This window comes from Streptomyces sp. NPDC058985 (assembly GCF_042740985.1).
In the GTDB taxonomy this organism is placed as follows: Bacteria; Actinomycetota; Actinomycetes; order Streptomycetales; family Streptomycetaceae; genus Streptomyces.
On record NZ_JBHYJX010000011.1, the window covers coordinates 1 to 17477 of the forward strand.

Annotated in this window: 17 protein-coding genes; 10 read left to right on the forward strand and 7 right to left on the reverse strand. The window is 72.7% G+C overall.

All coding sequences use genetic code 11. The features are described from left to right. Nucleotides 1–27: 27 nt before the first annotated feature. Nucleotides 28–1020, reverse strand: a complete 993-nt coding sequence (gene mgrA / locus ACFW01_RS12565) for an L-glyceraldehyde 3-phosphate reductase (protein ID WP_234959278.1) — start codon at nucleotides 1018–1020, stop codon at nucleotides 28–30. A gap of 138 nt (nucleotides 1021–1158) precedes the next feature. Here mgrA and ACFW01_RS12570 point away from each other — a divergent pair, with 138 nt between their 5' ends. Together ACFW01_RS12570 and ACFW01_RS12575 are read left to right on the forward strand one after the other, a co-directional pair. Then, nucleotides 1159–2043 carry a LysR substrate-binding domain-containing protein gene (locus ACFW01_RS12570; protein ID WP_234959277.1) on the forward strand — a complete coding sequence of 295 codons (885 nt, stop codon included), beginning with the start codon at nucleotides 1159–1161 and terminating at the stop codon, nucleotides 2041–2043. A 25-nt stretch (nucleotides 2044–2068) separates the two neighbouring features. After that, the gene (locus ACFW01_RS12575; protein WP_384503399.1) at nucleotides 2069–2608 is read left to right on the forward strand and encodes a DinB family protein; all 540 of its coding nucleotides are present in this window, start codon (nucleotides 2069–2071) and stop codon (nucleotides 2606–2608) included. Between the two features lie 145 nt (nucleotides 2609–2753). Here the strand turns inward: ACFW01_RS12575 and ACFW01_RS12580 are convergent, their stop codons facing one another. The 3 genes from ACFW01_RS12580 to ACFW01_RS12590 all read right to left on the reverse strand — a co-directional run bounded on the left by ACFW01_RS12580 (nucleotide 2754) and on the right by ACFW01_RS12590 (nucleotide 5277). Then, nucleotides 2754–3830 (reverse strand): adenosine deaminase, encoded by a 1077-nt coding sequence (locus ACFW01_RS12580; protein WP_384503401.1) that lies wholly within the window; start codon nucleotides 3828–3830, stop codon nucleotides 2754–2756. A gap of 45 nt (nucleotides 3831–3875) precedes the next feature. Then, complete coding sequence (locus ACFW01_RS12585; protein WP_234959274.1) at nucleotides 3876–4268, reverse strand: VOC family protein; 393 nt, start codon at nucleotides 4266–4268, stop codon at nucleotides 3876–3878. A 118-nt stretch (nucleotides 4269–4386) separates the two neighbouring features. Continuing rightward, a complete protein-coding gene (locus tag ACFW01_RS12590; RefSeq protein WP_234959273.1) occupies nucleotides 4387–5277 on the reverse strand; it encodes a glycoside hydrolase family 19 protein in 891 nt (296 codons plus the stop codon). A 256-nt stretch (nucleotides 5278–5533) separates the two neighbouring features. Between ACFW01_RS12590 and ACFW01_RS12595 the strand changes: the two genes are divergently transcribed. From ACFW01_RS12595 to ACFW01_RS12605, 3 genes are all read left to right on the forward strand, one after another. Next, nucleotides 5534–6655, forward strand: coding sequence for an acyl-CoA dehydrogenase family protein (locus tag ACFW01_RS12595; protein WP_234959272.1), 1122 nt, complete (start codon nucleotides 5534–5536; stop codon nucleotides 6653–6655). Nucleotides 6656–6742: 87 nt separating this feature from the next. Then, nucleotides 6743–7183 (forward strand): SPW repeat protein, encoded by a 441-nt coding sequence (locus tag ACFW01_RS12600; protein WP_122618665.1) that lies wholly within the window; start codon nucleotides 6743–6745, stop codon nucleotides 7181–7183. Between the two features lie 183 nt (nucleotides 7184–7366). Then, nucleotides 7367–7636 carry a GlsB/YeaQ/YmgE family stress response membrane protein gene (locus ACFW01_RS12605; protein ID WP_234959270.1) on the forward strand — a complete coding sequence of 90 codons (270 nt, stop codon included), beginning with the start codon at nucleotides 7367–7369 and terminating at the stop codon, nucleotides 7634–7636. Nucleotides 7637–7647: 11 nt separating this feature from the next. On the opposite strand, the gene ACFW01_RS12610 is transcribed toward ACFW01_RS12605, so the two are convergent. Then, complete coding sequence (locus ACFW01_RS12610) at nucleotides 7648–8607, reverse strand: NAD-dependent epimerase/dehydratase family protein (protein WP_384503405.1); 960 nt, start codon at nucleotides 8605–8607, stop codon at nucleotides 7648–7650. Between the two features lie 154 nt (nucleotides 8608–8761). Here ACFW01_RS12610 and ACFW01_RS12615 point away from each other — a divergent pair, with 154 nt between their 5' ends. Further along, nucleotides 8762–9247 (forward strand): nucleoside deaminase, encoded by a 486-nt coding sequence (locus tag ACFW01_RS12615; protein ID WP_384503407.1) that lies wholly within the window; start codon nucleotides 8762–8764, stop codon nucleotides 9245–9247. 75 nt (nucleotides 9248–9322) lie between these two features. Here ACFW01_RS12615 and ACFW01_RS12620 read toward each other — a convergent pair whose 3' ends face one another. Beyond that, nucleotides 9323–10030: a chaplin gene (locus tag ACFW01_RS12620; protein WP_384503408.1), complete on the reverse strand. Its 708-nt coding sequence runs from the start codon at nucleotides 10028–10030 to the stop codon at nucleotides 9323–9325. Nucleotides 10031–10288: 258 nt separating this feature from the next. Here ACFW01_RS12620 and ACFW01_RS12625 point away from each other — a divergent pair, with 258 nt between their 5' ends. The 4 genes from ACFW01_RS12625 to ACFW01_RS12640 all read left to right on the forward strand — a co-directional run bounded on the left by ACFW01_RS12625 (nucleotide 10289) and on the right by ACFW01_RS12640 (nucleotide 15817). Next, nucleotides 10289–11899: an alpha/beta hydrolase gene (locus ACFW01_RS12625; RefSeq protein ID WP_384503596.1), complete on the forward strand. Its 1611-nt coding sequence runs from the start codon at nucleotides 10289–10291 to the stop codon at nucleotides 11897–11899. A gap of 79 nt (nucleotides 11900–11978) precedes the next feature. After that, nucleotides 11979–13073, forward strand: coding sequence for a chemotaxis protein (locus ACFW01_RS12630; protein ID WP_384503410.1), 1095 nt, complete (start codon nucleotides 11979–11981; stop codon nucleotides 13071–13073). Nucleotides 13074–13197: 124 nt separating this feature from the next. Beyond that, the gene (locus ACFW01_RS12635; protein WP_234959265.1) at nucleotides 13198–14217 is read left to right on the forward strand and encodes a Gfo/Idh/MocA family protein; all 1020 of its coding nucleotides are present in this window, start codon (nucleotides 13198–13200) and stop codon (nucleotides 14215–14217) included. Between the two features lie 271 nt (nucleotides 14218–14488). Further along, nucleotides 14489–15817 (forward strand): PP2C family protein-serine/threonine phosphatase, encoded by a 1329-nt coding sequence (locus ACFW01_RS12640; RefSeq protein ID WP_384503412.1) that lies wholly within the window; start codon nucleotides 14489–14491, stop codon nucleotides 15815–15817. Between the two features lie 15 nt (nucleotides 15818–15832). On the opposite strand, the gene ACFW01_RS12645 is transcribed toward ACFW01_RS12640, so the two are convergent. Then, complete coding sequence (locus ACFW01_RS12645; RefSeq protein WP_384503414.1) at nucleotides 15833–17341, reverse strand: hypothetical protein; 1509 nt, start codon at nucleotides 17339–17341, stop codon at nucleotides 15833–15835. Nucleotides 17342–17477: the final 136 nt, after the last annotated feature.

A 17477-nucleotide genomic window follows, 5' to 3' on the forward strand; every position in this document is an offset into this window, starting at 1 on the left:
GGGACCCGGGTGTCCGGTGACCGCGCCCTACTTGTTGACGATCTTGTCGATGCGGGCCAGTTCGCCGGAGTCGAAGTCGAGGTTCCTGGTGGCCGAGACGCTGTCCTCCAGCTGCTGCGGGCTGCTCGCGCCGACCAGCGCCGAGGTCACGCGGCCGCCGCGCAGCACCCACGCCAGGGCCATCTGGGCCAGCGACTGGCCGCGGGACTTCGCGATCTCGTCCAGGGAGCGCAGCCGGCCGACCAGTTCCTCGGTGACCGCCTCGGACTTGAGGAACGGGCTGTCGCTCGCGGCGCGCGAGCCCTCCGGGATGCCGTCGAGGTAGCGGCCCGTGAGCAGGCCCTGCTCCAGCGGGGAGTAGGCGATGGAACCGACCTTCAGCTCGTCGAGGGCGCCCAGCAGGCCGCCGGTCTCGGGGCGCCGGTCGAGCATGGAGTAGCGCGGCTGGTGGATCAGCAGCGGGGTGCCCAGCTCACCGAGGATGCGGGCGGCCTCGCGGGTCTGCTCCGCCGAGTAGTTCGAGACGCCCACGTAGAGCGCCTTGCCCTGCTGCACCGCCGTGTGCAGGGCGCCCATCGTCTCCTCCAGGGGAGTCTCCGGGTCGGGGCGGTGCGAGTAGAAGATGTCGACGTAGTCCAGGCCCATGCGGGTCAGGCTCTGGTCGAGGGAGGACAGGACGGACTTGCGCGAGCCCCACTCGCCGTACGGGCCGGGCCACATCAGGTAGCCGGCCTTGGTGGAGATGACCAGCTCGTCGCGGTACGGCCCGAAGTCCGCCGTCAGCGCCTCGCCCAGCGCGGACTCGGCGGAGCCGGGCGGCGGGCCGTAGTTGTTGGCGAGGTCGAAGTGGGTGACGCCGAGGTCGAAGGCGCGGCGCAGGATGGCGCGCTGGGTCTCGGCGGGGCGGTCCGGGCCGAAGTTGTGCCACAGGCCGAGCGAGAGCGCGGGGAGCTTCAGGCCGCTGCGTCCGGTGCGCCGGTAGGGCAGGTCCGCGTAGCGGTCGGGGTGTGCGGTGTACAACGCGACTCCAGAGGGGGTTGGGCACCCGGGTACGGGTAGGGGTGGATCCGGCTGGAACCGCCCCCCACTCTGGCCTGACCTGCGTGCAGTGGTCCAACAGAAGAATCCGATGGGATTGCGCGGCTACGCTTCTCAATCATGGAACTGCGTCATCTTCAGCATTTCGTGGCGGTCGCCGAGGACCAGCACTTCACCCGTGCGGCGGAGCGGCTGCTGGTGTCCCAGTCGGGCCTGTCGGCGTCGATCCGGGCGCTGGAGCGGGAACTGCGGGCGCCGCTCTTCGTGCGGACCACCCGCCGGGTGACGCTGACGGAGGCCGGGCGGGCGCTGCTGGGCGAGGCGGAGCGGATCCTCGCCCAGGTGCGGTCGGCGCACGAGGCGGTGGCCGCCGTGCAGGGGGTGCTGCGCGGCACGCTCTCGCTGGGTGCCGAGCAGTGCATCGCCGGGGTACCGGTGGCCGGGCTGCTGGCGGCGTTCCGGCGGCTCCACCCGGACGTGGAGATCCGGCTGCGGCAGGCGGGCTCCGGCGAGCTGGCCGAGGAGGTGGCGGCCGGGCGGCTCGACCTGGCCTTCGCCTACCGCACCCAGGCCGACACCGATCAGCTGCGCTCGGTCCCGCTGTCCGGCGAGCCGATGACGGTGCTGTGCCACCCCGGCCACCGGCTCGCGGCGGACGGCGCGGTGCTCACCCCGCACGATCTCGCCGACGAGGTCTTCGTCGACTTCCACCCGGACTGGGGTCCGCGCCGGGTCACCGACGCCGTCTTCGCCGCGGCGGGCGTACGGCGGACCGTGCCGCTGGAGGTGAACGACGTGCACGGGCTGCTCGACCTGATCGACGAGAACCTCGGTATCGCGGTGGTGCCGCGGCACTTCCGGCACAAGCGGGCCGCCCTCACCTCGCTGCCGCTGAAGGACGCGGACGAGACGGAGTACGAGACCATCGCGCTGCTGCCGCCCGCCCAGGCGACCAGCCCCGCGGCGCGGGCACTGATGGGGCTGCTGGAAACGGGGAGCGGGTGAGGGCGGACTGCGCGATGGTGGACGTATGCATGCGAAGGACATCCTCATCGAGGGCTACGCCCGTATCCAGGAAGAAGTCCACGCCGCCGTCGAGGGCCTGGGCCCCGACGGCCTGAACGCCCGCCCCGCCGACGAGGCCAACTCCGTCGCCTGGCTCGTCTGGCATCTCACCCGCGTCCAGGACGACCACGTCGCGGACGCCTTCGGTCTCGACCAGGTCTGGCTGACCGGCGACTGGGAGAAGCGCTTCGGCCTCGGTCTGCCCCGCCGGGACACCGGGTACCGCCACAGTCCCGCCGAGGTCGCGAAGGTGCGCGTCGACTCGGGCGACCTGCTGACCGGCTACTACGACGCCGTGCACGCGCAGACGCTCGGGGCCCTGCGCTCCCTGGCCGCCAAGGACCTGGAGCGGATCGTGGACGACAACTGGGACCCGCCGGTCGCCCTGGGCGCGCGGCTGGTCAGCGTCCTGTCCGACGATCTCCAGCACGTCGGACAGGCCGCCTATGTGCGGGGGCTGGGGCCTGTCCGGCGGATCAGGTCGCAGGAAAGTAGCGGTGCCTGATCAGCACAGGTGAGCGGGGGCTGGTGCGTCTGGCTGCAAGGCGGAGGAGGGAGTCGACGCGGAGCGTCGGCGATCGACGACAACGCCGCAGACGGGCGTGCCAGCCCCCGCGTCTGCGGCATGATCCGCCGGACAGGCCCCAGGTTCAGAGCGCCGCGTAGCCGGGCAGGACGACGTCCTCGATCAGGGCGTTGCGCTCGTCGAAGGGGATGAAGGCGCTCTTGAGGGCGTTCACCGTCACCGTGCGCAGGTCCTCGGCACTCCAGCCGGCCTGCTCGACGAGCAGCGACATCTCGCGGGTCATCGTGGTGCCCGAGACGAGGCGGTTGTCCGTGTTCAGGGTGACGCGGAAGCCGAGGTCCTTCAGCGCGGTGATGGGGTGCTCGGCGATCGAGGTGGCGGCGCCGGTCTGGAGGTTGGAGGTCGGGCACATCTCCAGGGCGATCCGGCGGTCGCGGACCCAGCCCGCGAGGCGGCCCAGCTTGCCGGAGGCGAGGTCGGGGATGTCGTCGGTGATGCGCACGCCGTGGCCGATGCGCTGGGCGCCGCACACCTGGAGGGCCTGGTGGATGCTGGGCAGGCCGTGCGCCTCGCCGGCGTGGATGGTGAAGGGCACGTTCTCGCGGCGCAGGTGCTCGAAGGCGTCGAGGTGGTCGGCGGGCGGGAAGCCGTCCTCGGCGCCGGCGATGTCGAAGCCGACGACCCCGGCGTCCCGGAAGGCCACGGCGAGGTCGGCGGTGGCGCGGGTGCGGTCGAACATCCGCATGCCGCACAGCAGGGTGCCGACCCGGACCGGGGTGCCGGCCGCGGCGGCCTTGGCCATCCCGGCGGCCAGGCCCTCCTGGACGGTCTCGACCACCTCGGCGAGGGTCAGACCGCCGCCGGTCATCAGCTCGGGGGCGTAGCGGACCTCGCCGTAGACGACGCCGTCGGCGGCGAGGTCGAGGACGTACTCCTCGGCGGTGCGCAGCAGCCCCTCGCGGTTCTGCATCACGGCGAGGGTGTGCTCGAAGGTGGCGATGTAGCGCACCAGGTCACCGGAGTTGGCGGCCTCGTAGTACCAGGCGGCCAGCTCGTCGGGGTCGGTGGTGGGCAGGGTGTGGCCGACGGCCGCGGCCAGCTCCACGACGGTCGCGGGGCGCAGGCCGCCGTCGAGGTGGTCGTGCAGCACGGCCTTGGGGAGGCGGCGGAGGGCTTCGGCGTCTATGCGCGTAGATGTCATGTGCGGTGGTTCCTCGGCGGGGTCTGAGCGGACGATCGGGAGGGTTCAGGCGGCGGGCTGGAGCAGGTCCCAGCGGTTGCCGTAGAGGTCCTGGAAGACGGCGACCGAGCCGTAGGGCTCGTGCCGGGGCTCCTCCAGGAAGGTCACGCCGGCGGCGGTCATGCGGGCGTGGTCGCGGGCGAAGTCGTCGGTGTGCAGGAAGAAGCCGACCCGCCCGCCGGTCTGGTCGCCGATCCGGGAGCGCTGGGCCTCGCCCTTGGCGCGGGCCAGCAGCAGCGCGGTGCCCTGTCCGGGGATGCCGGGTTCGACGACCACCCAGCGGGAACCGTCGGGCCGGGGCGCGTCCTCGGCCAGCCGGAAGCCGAGGGCCTCGGTGTAGAAGCGGATCGCCTCGTCGTAGTCGTCGACGACGAGGGCGACCAGGGCGATACGTGTCATCGGGACCCTTCCGGACGGACGATTGACGGGAGAGGTTATACGTAAAACTCCCGAACGCCAAGTCGGCCGCGTCCTGCCGGAGCGGGACGCGGCCGAGGGGTGGTGGCCCCGGGGCGGGTCAGCAGTACAGGTTGCCGCCCGGGGAGACACCGAGGATCTGGCTGAACTGCTGGTACTTGGTGACGCGGCTCTGGACCTGCGCCGGGTTCCTTCCGTCGCACTCGAGGGAGCCGTTGATGGAGCGGATCGTCTGGCCGAAGCCGGCGCCGTTGACCATGGCGTTGTGCGGGGTCATGCTGCCCGGCCCGGACTGGGTGTTCCAGTACCACAGTGCGGTCTTCCAGGCGACGGCCGCGTCGTTCTGCACCAGCCAGGGGTTGCCCAGCAGGTTGATGCCGAGCGCGTCGCCCGCGGCCTTGTAGTTGAAGTTCCAGCTGAGCTGGATCGGCCCGCGCCCGTAGTAGGCCGCCTGGCCGGCCGGGCAGCCGTAGGGCTGGTTCCAGTCGCAGTAGTGCGGGTAGTTGGCGGTGTTCTGCTCGACGACGTGCACGAGTCCGCCGGTCTCGTGGCTGACGTTGGCGAGGAAGGCCGCGGCCTCCTGCTTCTTGGTGGCGTCGCCGCCGGTGTTGGCGAAGCCGGGGTAGGCGCTGAGCGCGGCGGTGAGGCCGCTGTAGGTGTAGAAGGAGTTCCGGCCCGGGAACATCTGGTTGAACTGGGCCTCGCTCACCACGAAGTTGCCGACCGGCGTACCCGGGCCGCCGCTGCAGGCGTACGGCTCCCAGTACCAGGTGCTGATCACCGGGTCGTAGCCCGGGTTGGCGTGCTCGGCGATGTACGCCTTGCCGTCGGTGTAGCGGACGATGTCGCCGGCGTTGTAGTTCTTGCCCGCCGTCCAGGCCGGGTAGCTCGAACACGCGGCGGCGGACGCCTCGGTGGCGGGCAGGAGGGTGGGCACGGCGCCCGCGAGGGCGAGCACGGCCACCAGGGCGGAGATACGGCGCCTCGACACAGGACTTCCTCCTTTGACGGGCACGGCCGCTCCCGCACAAGGCAGGCCGGGGCGATGCCTTGCGCGCACGCGCCGGCCTTGCCGGTCACGGCGTCGGGGGCGGCCGTAGTGGGGGGTGTGACGCACACTCAACCGCGTTGGTCTGTACCAGTCAAGGGTGTAGACCAGTCGGACTCGGGCCGGTTTCCGGCCTGGCGGGGACTCGCCGTACCGTGCCCGCTCGTCACCGTCCGGAACCGGTCGGGACAATCGCCGTATGACCACCACGACCCACCCGCTCGTCACCGAGGCGCACCGCCTCGCCGACGACCTGCTCGCCCCGTCCGCCCAGCGCGTCGACCAGGACGTCGTGCCCACAAGCCACATCGAGGCGGTCCGGCGCTCCGGGCTGCTCGGGGTGAGCGCGCCCGGGGAGTACGGCGGGGCCGGTGCCCCGGACCGGGTCGCCAGGGAGACCGCCGAGATCCTGGCCGGGGCGTGCTGCTCCACGTGGTTCGTGCAGACCCAGCACCACACGCCGGTACGGCTGCTGGCGAAGGCGGAGCCCGGACTCCCCGTGCGCGAACGCCTGTTGCGCCCGCTCGCCACCGGCGAACTGCTCGCGGGCATCGCCTACGCGCACGTCCGCGCCCACCCCCGGGTCCCGGTACGGGCCACCGCCGAGCGGGGAGGGGTGCGCTTCGACGGCACCGTGCCCTGGTACACGGGCTGGGGCTTGAACGACCTGATGCTGCTCGCGGGCGTGACGGACTCCGACGAGGTGGTGTTCGCCTTCGCCGACGCCCGCGAGCAGCCGGGGCTGCGGGCGTCGCCGCCGATGCGGCTGGTGGCGCTGACGGCGGCCCGCACGGTGTCGCTGACGCTGGACGGCCTGTGGGTGCCGGAGGAGTCGGTCGTACTGCGCACCCCGCGCGAGGAGTTCGCCCGCGTCGACGTACCCCGCAGCACCAACACGTCTCCGGCCGTCTTCGGCCTCGGGTACGCCGCGCTGGACCTGCTCGGCCCCTCCCCCGCCGAGCGCGGCGCGGGCGACGCCCTGCGCGCGCGGCTGGACGAGGTGCGGGAGCGGGCGTACGCGCTAGCCGACCACCCCGTCCCGCACGAGCACGTCGAGGAGCGGCTGGCGCTGCGGACGCGGGCGTACGAGCTGCTGCGGGCGGCCACGACCGCCGCGGTTGTGGCCGGGGGCGGGCGGGCCACGCGTGTGGACAGCCCGGCCGGGCGGCTCGCGCGGGAGGCGGTGTTCCTGTTGATCCAGGGCCAGACGGCCACGGTGCGCGAGGCCCACCTGGCCGCGCTGGCCTCCGTCCAGTCGGTCTCGTCCCGCGGACGCGGATTTCACACGGGCGCGACAGAGGGGATTCCCGACTACACATAAGGGAAAAATAAGAGCAGAATGCTCTTATGCGGCGCTACCGCACACCGCAACCGAAGCGGTTGGCCCTGCAAGTCGAAGGAGACGACCATGGCCCACGTCTCGCACTCCAGAAGTGACATCACCAGCCACCCCGACGCCCCGGAAATGCAAGAACGCTACGCGCGCATGCTCGGTGGTCGTGACGTGGCGCTCGTGGACGGGCCGGTGTTCCTGCTCGGCCTCTACTGCGCCGTGTCACCGTGGATACTCCACTTCACCACCAGCCAGCCGTCGCTCGTGGCCCACAACCTGATCGTGGGCATCGCCATCGGCCTGCTGGCCCTCGGATTCACCCGCGCCCCGGAGCGCATGTACGGCCTGAGCTGGGCCATGTGCGCGATGGGCGTCTGGATGATCATCTCGCCGTGGATCGTGGGCTCGAGCCCGGACGCCGGCGTCATCTGGAACAACATCATCATCGGCGCACTCGCCCTGGTCCTGGGCATGGTCTGCGCCGGTACGGCGGCGCGGAGCGCCCCCAAGAGTTAGACACCCGGACTTAGACACCCGGAAGGGAGCCGCACGGCCGGCCCGCTCATCCGCGGGCCGGCCCGCCCGTGTCCGGAGCAGTCCCCCGTACCCCGGCCCGGGGCAGGTCGGAGCGTGGCGGACTGCGGCTGTCCGCAGTGGGCAGAAGCACTACAGCGGGGGACCTGACGAAGTGGGGTGGAGATGGAGATCGACGGGGTCATCAGTGCCATCGTCATCGGTATCGTCATCGGAGTCCTGGGCCGCCTCGCGGTCCCGGGGCGCCAGCGCATCGGCGTGCTGTGGACGATCGCCGTCGGCATCCTGGCCGCGCTGCTCGGGTCGGCGGTCGCCTCGGCGTTCGACGTGGCCGACACCGACGGCGTGGACTGGATCGAATGGCTCATCCAGATCGGGCTGGCCGCGGTCGGCGTGGCCGCGCTGGACCGGTCCCGGTCGCGACCCGGCCGCTGAGGCGTCGACCGTCACCGGTCGGCGAGCCACGCCTCGTACCAGGTGACGGTCGCGTCCAAGGTGTCCGCGAGCGGCGTGGGGGCCACCGCGAAGAACCGCTCGAAGGCGCCGGAGTCCACGATCTGCGGCTCCGTGTGCTGGTAGAACATCTCCTCGTACTCGGCCATGAACCGCTCATCGAACGGGCCGAAGGCGCGGGGCCGGGCGAGCAGCACGACGTTCAGCGGCCGGCCCACCCGCTTCTCGATCATCGTGTGGATCTCGCGCGTGGTCACGGCCGCCGCGGTGGGCAGGTGCCAGACCCGGCCGTCGCCCTCCGGGCATTCACCGAGGGTCGCGAGACCGGCCGCCACGTCCGCGATGCCGGTGTAGCTGTGCGGCAGGTCGATGTCGCCGAAGCCCACGACCTCCGTGCCGGTGAGCGCGCCGGGGAAGACGGCCGCGCCGAGGGACGAGTTGAGTACGCCGGGACCGACGAAGTCGGCGCTGCGGCCCAGGACCACACGGGCCCGGCCGGCCCGGTGTGCGGCGAGGTACCGCTCGTCCAGTTCGGCGCGCATCCGGCCCTTGCGGCTCGTCGCCTGCCAGGGGCTGTCCTCGGTCATCACCGCTCCCCCGGTCTCGCCGTACGGGTAGAGCGTGTCGAGCACGACGAGGCGGGCGCCGGTCTCCTCGACCGCGGCCAGAACGGCCTCCTGGACGCGGGGCATCACCTCGACCTGGAGGTGATAGGCGACGTTGACGCAGTGGTAGACCACCGCCGCATCGGCTATGGCGGCCCGGGCGCCTTCGACCGTGCCGACGTCGGCGGCGAACCGCTCGACGCCCTCGACCGCAGGGCCCTCGCCCCGCCTGTCCACCAGGCGGACGGGGTGCCCCCTGCGCGCCAGTTCACCGGCGAGGGCGGTCCCGGCGGGGCCGGATCCGAGGACGGTGTGCGGGGCCTGCGACTGCGGAGGGACGGCGGGCATGGGGCGCTCCTCTTCCAGTACATCGTTTTGCATTGCTATGGATACTTGCTTTCGTTAGAGACTGTAACGCCCACGAAAGGCGATAGCAAGGACGCCGGAAGCCGGGCGGACATAGGCTGATGGACGGGCCACGTCGCGAGGAAGGCCGTACGCCATGGTCGTGAAGGACGTCGAACTGCCGCATCTGCGCCGTTGTGTGGAGCTGGCGGCGCGGGCACTGGAGGCCGGCGACGAGCCGTTCGGGTCGGTGCTGGCCGGCGCGGACGGCACGGTGCTGGCCGAGGACCGCAACCGGGTGGCCGGCGGCGACCGCACCCGTCACCCGGAGTTCGAGCTGGCCCGCTGGTCCGCCGCCCACCTCACCCCCGGCGAGCGGGCCGCGGCCACGGTGTACACGTCCGGGGAGCACTGCCCGATGTGCGCCGCCGCGCATGCCTGGGTGGGCCTGGGGCGCATCGTGTACGTCGCCTCGTCCGAGCAGCTGGGCGGCTGGCTGGCGGAGCTGGGCGTCCCGGCGCCGCCGGTGCGGCCGTTGGCGGTGCGGGAGGTGGCGCCCGGCGTGGCCGTGGACGGGCCGGTACCGGAACTCACCGAGGAGATCCACGCCTTGCACCGGCGGTTCTACGAAGGGCGCCGCTGAGCGCGCGGGCCCCGTGAACGGACGGGGCGCCCCTCCGCACGGAGGGGCGCCCCGGAATGTACGACCGGGCCCCGGTCAGCTCTCGGCACCCGGGCGGAAGCGCCGGTAGAGGACGGCGCCGCCGAGGACGAGCGCCGCGCCGCCCGCGAGCACGGGCAGGGTCTGATCCGCCCCGGTGTGGGCGAGGGCCGCCGACTCGCGCGGCGGTGCGGCGTGCGGGACCGGATCCGGCTGCGCGCGCTCCTTCTCGGGCGCGGACGGCTCGGGTTCGGCGGGGGCCCGCGGCGGGGGCTCGGGGTCGTCGTCGGAGCCGTTCGTCGACTCGTTGCCGACGGCCGGGTTGCCGATGCCGACCACATTGACGCTGTTGCCGCTGACATTGACCGGGAGATGCACCGGCAACTGGACGCCGTTGCCGGACAGCACGCCCGGTGAATCCTTTCCGCTCCCCTCGGCGTGCGCGCCGCCCGACGTGCCGGCGGCGCCCGTCCCCTTGTGCGCCCTGTCCGACTCGTGGGCCGCGCCGCCCTTCCCGGTGTTGGCGCAGCCGTTGCCCGCGGCCGGGTTGAGGAGCCCCACCACGTTCACGGTGTTGCCGCACACGTTGACCGGTACGTCCACCGGGAGCTGGACGGTGTTGCCGGAGATCAGACCCGGCGAACCGGCCGAGGAGCCGTCGGCGGTGGCACCGTCGGACGCGAACGCCGCGTACGCCGGCATCGTCACCGCCAGCGCGCCGGAGGCGGCGACGGCGAGCACACCGTTTCGGGTAACCCTTCTCATGCGGTTCCCTGCCTTCCAGACATGGTCGCGGGCACTCGCCCGCACCGGTTAAAACGCGGGCGCACCATCCGAGTTATGGCTCATCGGCCTTTCACCCCATCGAGTGGACGGTTCATCGAACAAACGGTGTGGTGTTCCGGGCGCCCGCGCAGGGTCCCGCGGGACCGTCCGCGCCCGGAGGCGCCGGGTGCGCGGCCCGCTTATGGTGATCGAGTGGCGCCGACCACGGGTCCGCGACAGGGCGCCCGGGAGGCATCGATGCAGGCCAAGCCGTCGACTCGGCCCTCGGTCCGGCGCTGCGCGGTCAGCGGGGCGCTCGGCCTGTCCCTGCTGGGCGCGGGGCTGCCCGCGGCGGCCGCACGGGACACCGGACCGGATCTGTCCCGGTTCTACGATCAGAAGATCACCTGGTCGGCGTGCGAGGGCATGGAGATGCCGAAGGACCTCCAGTGCGGGAAGGTCACCGTCCCCCTCGACTACGACCGGCCTAAGGGCGAGACCCTGGACCTGGCGCTGGCCCGGTACCGGGCGACCGGCGACTCGCGCGGCTCGGTGCTGCTCAACTTCGGCGGTCCCGGTGGCTCGGGGGTCAGCGAACTCTCGTTCGGCGGCAAGGACTTCATGCATCTCACCAACGGCTACGACGTGGTCACCTTCGACCCCCGCGGAGTCGGCCGGTCCTCCCCCGTGACCTGCGGCCCGGCCACCCTGAAGATCATCGAGGCGACCGGCGGGGACGAGCCGGTCACCGACCCCGAGGACGTGCTCGGACGGCTGCGGGACGCGGCGGCCGAGTGCGCGAAGTACTCCGGACCCGTGCTGCACCACATGGGCACGGTCGACGCCGCCCGCGACATGGACGTGATGCGCGGCGCGCTCGGCGACGGCCGGCTCAACTACCTGGGCTTCTCCTACGGCACCCGGCTGGGCGCGGTCTACGCCGCCCGGTTCCCGGACAAGGTGGGCCGGATGGTGCTGGACGGCGTGGACACACTGACCGAGCCGTTGGCCGAGCAGGGGCTGGCGGGGGCGCGGGGGCAGCAGACCGCGCTGGAGAACTTCCTCGACTGGTGCGTGGAGGACATCGCCTGTCCGTTCGGCCAGGACGCCCGGGCCGCCCGGGAGCAGATCGAGCGGCTCGTCGCCTCGCTCGACGCCGATCCGGTGCCGTCGGCCTTCGGGGAGCCCTTCTCCGGTCAGGACATGGTGGGCGCCATAGGCCAGGCGCTGTACAGCCAGGAGCTGTGGCCCTCGCTGCAGCGGGCGCTGGCGCAGCTGCTGGACGACGGCGACACCCGGGGCCTGGAGGGCTTCTCCTCCGGCGGCGTCACCTTCCCGGTCCGTGCGGGGTCGGCCGCGGCGGGCCGGGAGCCCGAGGACGCCGGCCTCACGGACGAGGAGGACATACCCATGGACAACCTCCCGGCCGCGCTGATGGCGGTCAACTGCGCCGACGACCCCGACCGCCCCTCGGCCGCCGAGGTCACGGGGTCCCTGGACCGGCTGCGCGCGCGGTACGAGGAGGCGTCGCCGGTCTTCGGCCGGTACCGCCTCACCCAGGTGCTCATGTGCTACGGACGCCCTCGGGGCACCGACTTCATCCGCGACGACGTGAAGGACCTCGACACCGCCAGGATGCTGCTCGTCGGCACCCGGGGCGACCCGGCCACGCCGTACCGCTGGACCACGGAGACCGCCGAGCGACTGGGGTCCTCGGCGGTGGTCCTCGACAACCGGGACGAGGGACACACCGGGTACGCGTCCTCCGAGTGCGTGCACCGCAAGGTCGACGACTTCCTGCTCTACGGCTCCCTGCCGCCCGACGGCAGCTCCTGCGGTCCGGAGAACGGGGAGGGCGAGACCGGCTGAGCACCCGGCCGCACCGACCGCACCGACTGTCCGATGTGATCGATATGCCCTATCCGTCCAACGGTCCTATCGTGCTGACATGGAGCACGATCTGAGTCCCGCCACCCTCGCCGAGCTGCGGCGCCCCCGGCCGTATCCGGCCGTGTCCGTGCTGACGCCGACCCACCGCCGCGAACCGGACAACGCCCAGGACCGGGTCCGGCTGCGCAACATGGTCGCCGCGGCCAAGAAACAGCTGGAGGACGATCCCGCGGTGACCCGCGAGCGCCGTACCGACGTCGCTCGGGAGCTCGACCGGGCCCTCGCCGAGGTCGATCTGACCTACGCCGAGGACGGCTTGGCGATCTTCGCCGCTCCAGGTGAGCACCAGGTCTGGACACTGGCCCGTTCCGTACCCGAGCGCGTGGTCCTCTCGGACACCTTCCTGACCCGCAACCTCGTCGCCGCGCAGGCGGCCGAGCGGCCGTTCTGGGTGCTGTCGGTCGCCGCCGACCGCGTCAAGCTGTGGAGCGGCGGCGCGGACCGGGTCGTCGAGGAACACCTCGGCGGCTTCCCGTTCGACCGGCCCGCCGAGGACTTCGACCCCGAGCGCCAGGAGCGGATCGGCGACGCGCCGAGCACCTTCCGCGACGAGGGCACCCGCCGGTTCCTGCGGGACGCCGACACCGCGATGGGCAGGATCCTGCGCACCCATCCCCGGCCGCTGTACGTCACCGGGCCCGAGCCCGCGCTGTCCCTGTTCGACGAGGCGGGCACCCTCGCCGCGGGCGCGGTGCTGGTCCCGCACGGCGGCCTCGCGCACGGCACGCCCGAGGCCGTGTGGCAGGCCGTGCGGCAGGTGCTCGACGACGAGGCGAAGGGGTCCGTGGCGGCGGTGGCCAGGGAGCTGGACGCGGCCCGCGGGCGCAAGGACTTCGCGGCCGGGGTCGACGAGCTGTGGGAGAGCGCCCACAGCGGCCGGGTCCGGCTGCTCGCCGTCGAGGAGAACCTCAAGGTCACCATGCGCGACGACGGGGAGCACCTGCTCCCGGCGATCGACGGGGACCTCGACGCCCGCGAGGACATCGTGGACGAGATCGTGGAGCAGTGCCTGGAGACCGGTGCCGACGTCCGCTTCGTGCCGGACGGCGCGCTCGCGGACGCGGACGGCATCGCGGGGGTGCTGCGCTACTGACGCCGGCGCTCGCCCCTCGCGGGCCGTCCCCTCTTGACGACGGTGACGACCATGAAACCCTGTTCGCCGTACACGCGCCCGCCGCCCGCGGGTGCGCGGCGGACGGGGAAGGAGCCGGCGGAGCGTGAGCGAACTTCTGGGTGTGGCGGTCCTGGGCGCGGGACACATGGGCGCCGACCACGTACGGCGCCTCGACGCGGTGGTGAGCGGCGCCAGGGTCGCCGCGGTCGCGGACCCCGACGGGGAACGGGCGAAGGAGGCCGTGGGCGGCATCGACGGAGTCTTCGTGCACACGGACGCCGTCGCCGCGCTCGACGCACCGGGCGTCCGGGCGGTCCTGATCGCCTCGCCCGGCGAGGCGCACGAGGAGGCCCTGCTGGCCGCGTTCGAGCGGGGGCTGCCGGTGCTGTGCGAGAAACCGATGGTGCCGGACTCCGCGGGCGCGCTGCGCGTGGTGGAGGCGGAGGCGCGGCTCGGCAGGCGGCTGACGCAGGTCGGGTTCATGCGCCGGTACGACAGCGAGTACCGGCAGCTGAAGTCGCTGCTGGACGGCGGGCGGCTGGGCCGGCCCCTGATGCTGCACTGCGTCCACCGCAACGTCTCCTCGCCGCCGCACTTCACCTCGGCGATGCTGGTCAACAGCTCCGTCTCGCACGAGATCGACGCGGCCCGCTGGCTGCTGGGACAGGAGCTGGCCGCGGTGACCGTGCTCCGGCCGCGGCCGTCGGCGGGGGCGCCCGAGGGCCTGCTCGATCCGCAGCTGGTGCTGTTCGAGACCGACGGCGGCGCGCTCGTGGACGTGGAGGTCTTCGTCAACTGCGGCTTCGGCTACGAGGTGCGCTGCGAGGCCGTCTGCGAGGCCGGCGGCGCCCGGATCGGCGAGGCGCACGGCATGCTGGTGACGGCCGCGGGCGGCGCCCGGGAGGAGGTGCCGCAGGACTACCTCGTACGGTTCGCCGACGCCTACGACCGCCAGGTCCAGGCCTGGGTGGACGCCACCCGCCGCGGCCGGGTCACCGGTCCCGGCGCCTGGGACGGGTACGCCGCCTCCGCGGTCGCCGAGGCCGGGGTCCGGGCGCTGGAGACGGGTGAGCGCACGCCGGTCGAACTGGCACCGCGGCCGGCCCTCCACGACCCGGCATAGAACAAGAGTCCACCGAACATCAGGGCGACGATGCCTCCGGGCCAGGGCACCCGCCAAGTCCCTTAGTGACTCTACGACTTGAGCTCCGCCGCACGTACGCCGCGTACGTACCCACGTCACTCCGCCAAGACGCTGGCATATGCCGGAAGCACCACCGTATCGTGTGTCGCCGAATCCCTTACGAGCCGTCGCGGGCTGTGCAACAGTCGTAACGGTCCTTCCGCCGGCCCCGGTTCACCCAGGTCGTACCGTCTGCACATCGGAGTGCGTCATGTCACCCCATCTCTCCGCGGACCACCCCGCCGCCCAGCCGCCGGGACGCGGCTCGGTCGAGTCGCTCATATCGCAGGCGCGGCGGCTGCGGGGCGACGTGGACGCGGTGCGCCGGGACACCCAGGGCGAGACGGCGGACCCCCGGGGACGGTGGCAACGCGCGCTGTACGACCTGGCACTGCACCAACTCACCGACCTGGACGCGCACTTGGCGCAGCTCCGGGACGGCCCGGCGCCCGCTGCACGGCCCGGTTCGCTGCTCAGCCGGGTCGGCAGCGCGGAGTGGAACCTGCTGACGGACGAGGCCGACTGGTCCGGGGAACTGTTCCAGATCCTCGGCCGCGACCCCGCCTCCACCCCGCTCAGCCTCGACGAACTCCCGTCCCTGGTCCCCACCGAGGACCGCCCGAAGCTGACCGCGATGGTCACGGACTGTCTCGTCGACGGCCGGCCCATCGACGGGGAGTTCCGCGTCGTGCGCCCCGACGGCACCGTGCGCACCGTGCACATGATGGGCGAGCCCGTGCTCGACGCCGACGGCAGCACCGCCTCGATGTGGGCGGTGCTGCGGGACGTCAGCGAACTGCGCCGCAGCCAGCGGGCGGTGAGCGAGACCCGTGACTCGCTCCGTCACCGCCCGCCGACCGCGGACACCGGGTCACGGGCCGCGGTCGAACCGCGGGAGGCCGCATCCGCGCCCTGGCACGGCCTCCTGCGGTTCCCGCACCAGGGACGGCCGGGCCTCGACCTGGCCGCCGGGTACCTGCCCTCGTCGGACCACGCGCCCCGGCACAGCGCCTGGTACGACGCGTGCCCGCTCACCGGCGACGAGACCCTCCTCGCCGCCGGCGACCTCCCCGGCGTGGACACCGACGGGGCGCAGGGCCCGGTGATGCTGATCGGCGCCCTGCGGGGCCTAGCGCTGGCGGGGATCCGTCCCGAGCGACTCCCCGAACGGCTGGCCGGGTTACTCGAGGCCACCGCCCTGCCGCCCGTCCGCTCCGCCGTGTACTGCGGCTACGCGCCCCGCACCCGAGTCCTGACCTGGGCCGGGTCCGGGCACCCGGTCCCGCCACTGCTGTTCCGCGCGGGAGCGGGACGTGCGCTGACCGGAGAGGGCGAGGCGACCCTGGAACCGGGCGACCTGCTGCTCCTGCACACCGGCGCGACGGAGCCCGCGGCCGTGGCACACCTCCTCTCCCTGGCCCCCCGGCTGAACAGGGCGGACTCGGCGCGGGACGGTGTAAGGATCGCGGCCGGTGAACTCGCCGCGTCCCCGGCGCCGATGGACGACGCCTGTGTGCTGGTGGCCCGGGTGACGCCCTGAACGACGCGTCGCCCGCTACGCCGGTGCGACGCTGCCGCCCTTCCCCTTTCCCTTGGCCGACTTGCCCTTGGGCAGCGCCAGTTCGATCTCCTCGCGCAGTTCCTGGATCTTCGGGTATCCGGCGTACTCGGTGGTGAGCCGGTACATCTGCCGCAGCCGGTCCCAGGTCCGCTGGGAGGAGTTGGACCCCATCGACACCAGGGCCAGGCGCGCGTACCGGTCCGCCTGTTCGGGGTCGTCGGCGATGAAGCAGGCGGAGGCCATGGACAGATAGTCGAAGATCTTCGACCGCTGCCGGCCGTCGATCCTCAGGGCCAGCGCCTTCTCCGCGTAGTGCTGGGCGTGCGCGGCCGCCCCCGGCTCGAAGTCGGCGAGCGTCCGGTAGGCGAGGGCCTGCATGCCGTACAGGTCCTCCTCCTTGAACGTCTGCATCCAGTCCGGCGGCGGCACCTCGGCCTTGTCGGAGACGAAGAGGTCCTCGGCCCGCCCGAGGGTGCGGCGCATGGCCTGGCCCTTGCCCATGGAGGCCTGTGCCCAAGCCTCGATGGTGCAGAGCATGGCCTGGGTGCGCGGCAGCACCTGCTCGCCGGAACCGGACTTGGCGAGCTTCATCAGGTCGAGCGCGTCGTCGGGCCGGCCCAGGTGCACCATCTGGCGGGCCGCCCGCGAGAGCGCCTCCCCGGCCCGGGGCCGGTCGCCGCCCTCGCGTGCGGCGTGGGCGGCGATGACGAAGTACTTCTGGGCCGTGGGTTCCAGGCCGACGTCGTGCGACATCCAGCCCGCGAGGACGGCGAGGTTGGCGGCGACGCCCCACAGGCGCCGCTGGAGATGGGGTGGGTGGTGGTAGGCGAGCATGCCGCCCACCTCGTTGAGCTGGCCCACCACGGCCTTGCGCTGGAGCCCGCCGCCACGGGCGGCGTCCCAGGCGCGGAACACCTCGACCGAGCGCTCCAGTTCCTCCACTTCCTGCGACCCGATGGGGGCGGCCTCGTAGCGGTCGAACCCGGCGGGGTCGGCGTGCAGGGGTTGGCGGAGGTCGGGGGCGTCGGCCGCGAGGGCCGGGTCGGTGTGCAGCCAGTCGTGCATGGCGCTGCTGAGTGCGGAGCCCGCGGCGAGCGCGGCGCCCGCGCCCACCAAGCCGCGTCGGTTGAGCATGAGGTCCATTCCCGTGAATTCGGTGAGGACCGCCGCGGTCCGCTCGGGCGCCCACGGCACTCCGTCGGGATGCTCCTCGCTCCCGCCGCCCTGCCGTTTCCCCGCGCGCCCGTGCCGGACCAGACCGAGGTCCTCGATGGTCACGACACGGCCGAGTCGCTCGGTGAACAGAACCGCCAGCACCCGCGGCACGGGATCGCGCGGGATCTCTCCCATGTCGATCCACCGCCGCACCCGCGAGGTGTCGGTCGCCAGCTGGGGGTGGCCCATGGCCGCCGCCTGCCGGTTGACCAGCCTCGCGAGCTCGCCCTTGGACCAGCCGGCCAGGCCGAACAGGTCCGACAGACGGGTGTTGGGTTCTCCGCTCACGTCAAGCCCCCAGGTTCTCGGCTGAGTTGACAGTAGCCCGGTGCGGGTTGCCGGGCGACTATTCGCCACCGTTCGCCAGGGTGCGCCAGATGGTGTGCCAGGGGCGACCGGGTGTCAGGTAGGAATGCGCCACCCC

Coding starts and splice junctions, on each gene's coding strand:
- ACFW01_RS12570 (WP_234959277.1), top strand. CDS start 1,159: ATGGAACTGCGTCATCTTCAGCATTTCGTGGCGGTCGCCGAGGACCAG.
- ACFW01_RS12575 (WP_384503399.1), top strand. CDS start 2,069: ATGCATGCGAAGGACATCCTCATCGAGGGCTACGCCCGTATCCAGGAA.
- ACFW01_RS12580 (WP_384503401.1), bottom strand. CDS start 3,830: ATGACATCTACGCGCATAGACGCCGAAGCCCTCCGCCGCCTCCCCAAG.
- ACFW01_RS12585 (WP_234959274.1), bottom strand. CDS start 4,268: ATGACACGTATCGCCCTGGTCGCCCTCGTCGTCGACGACTACGACGAG.
- ACFW01_RS12595 (WP_234959272.1), top strand. CDS start 5,534: ATGACCACCACGACCCACCCGCTCGTCACCGAGGCGCACCGCCTCGCC.
- ACFW01_RS12600 (WP_122618665.1), top strand. CDS start 6,743: ATGGCCCACGTCTCGCACTCCAGAAGTGACATCACCAGCCACCCCGAC.
- ACFW01_RS12605 (WP_234959270.1), top strand. CDS start 7,367: ATGGAGATCGACGGGGTCATCAGTGCCATCGTCATCGGTATCGTCATC.
- ACFW01_RS12610 (WP_384503405.1), bottom strand. CDS start 8,607: ATGCCCGCCGTCCCTCCGCAGTCGCAGGCCCCGCACACCGTCCTCGGA.
- ACFW01_RS12615 (WP_384503407.1), top strand. CDS start 8,762: ATGGTCGTGAAGGACGTCGAACTGCCGCATCTGCGCCGTTGTGTGGAG.
- ACFW01_RS12620 (WP_384503408.1), bottom strand. CDS start 10,030: ATGAGAAGGGTTACCCGAAACGGTGTGCTCGCCGTCGCCGCCTCCGGC.
- ACFW01_RS12625 (WP_384503596.1), top strand. CDS start 10,289: ATGCAGGCCAAGCCGTCGACTCGGCCCTCGGTCCGGCGCTGCGCGGTC.
- ACFW01_RS12630 (WP_384503410.1), top strand. CDS start 11,979: ATGGAGCACGATCTGAGTCCCGCCACCCTCGCCGAGCTGCGGCGCCCC.
- ACFW01_RS12640 (WP_384503412.1), top strand. CDS start 14,489: ATGTCACCCCATCTCTCCGCGGACCACCCCGCCGCCCAGCCGCCGGGA.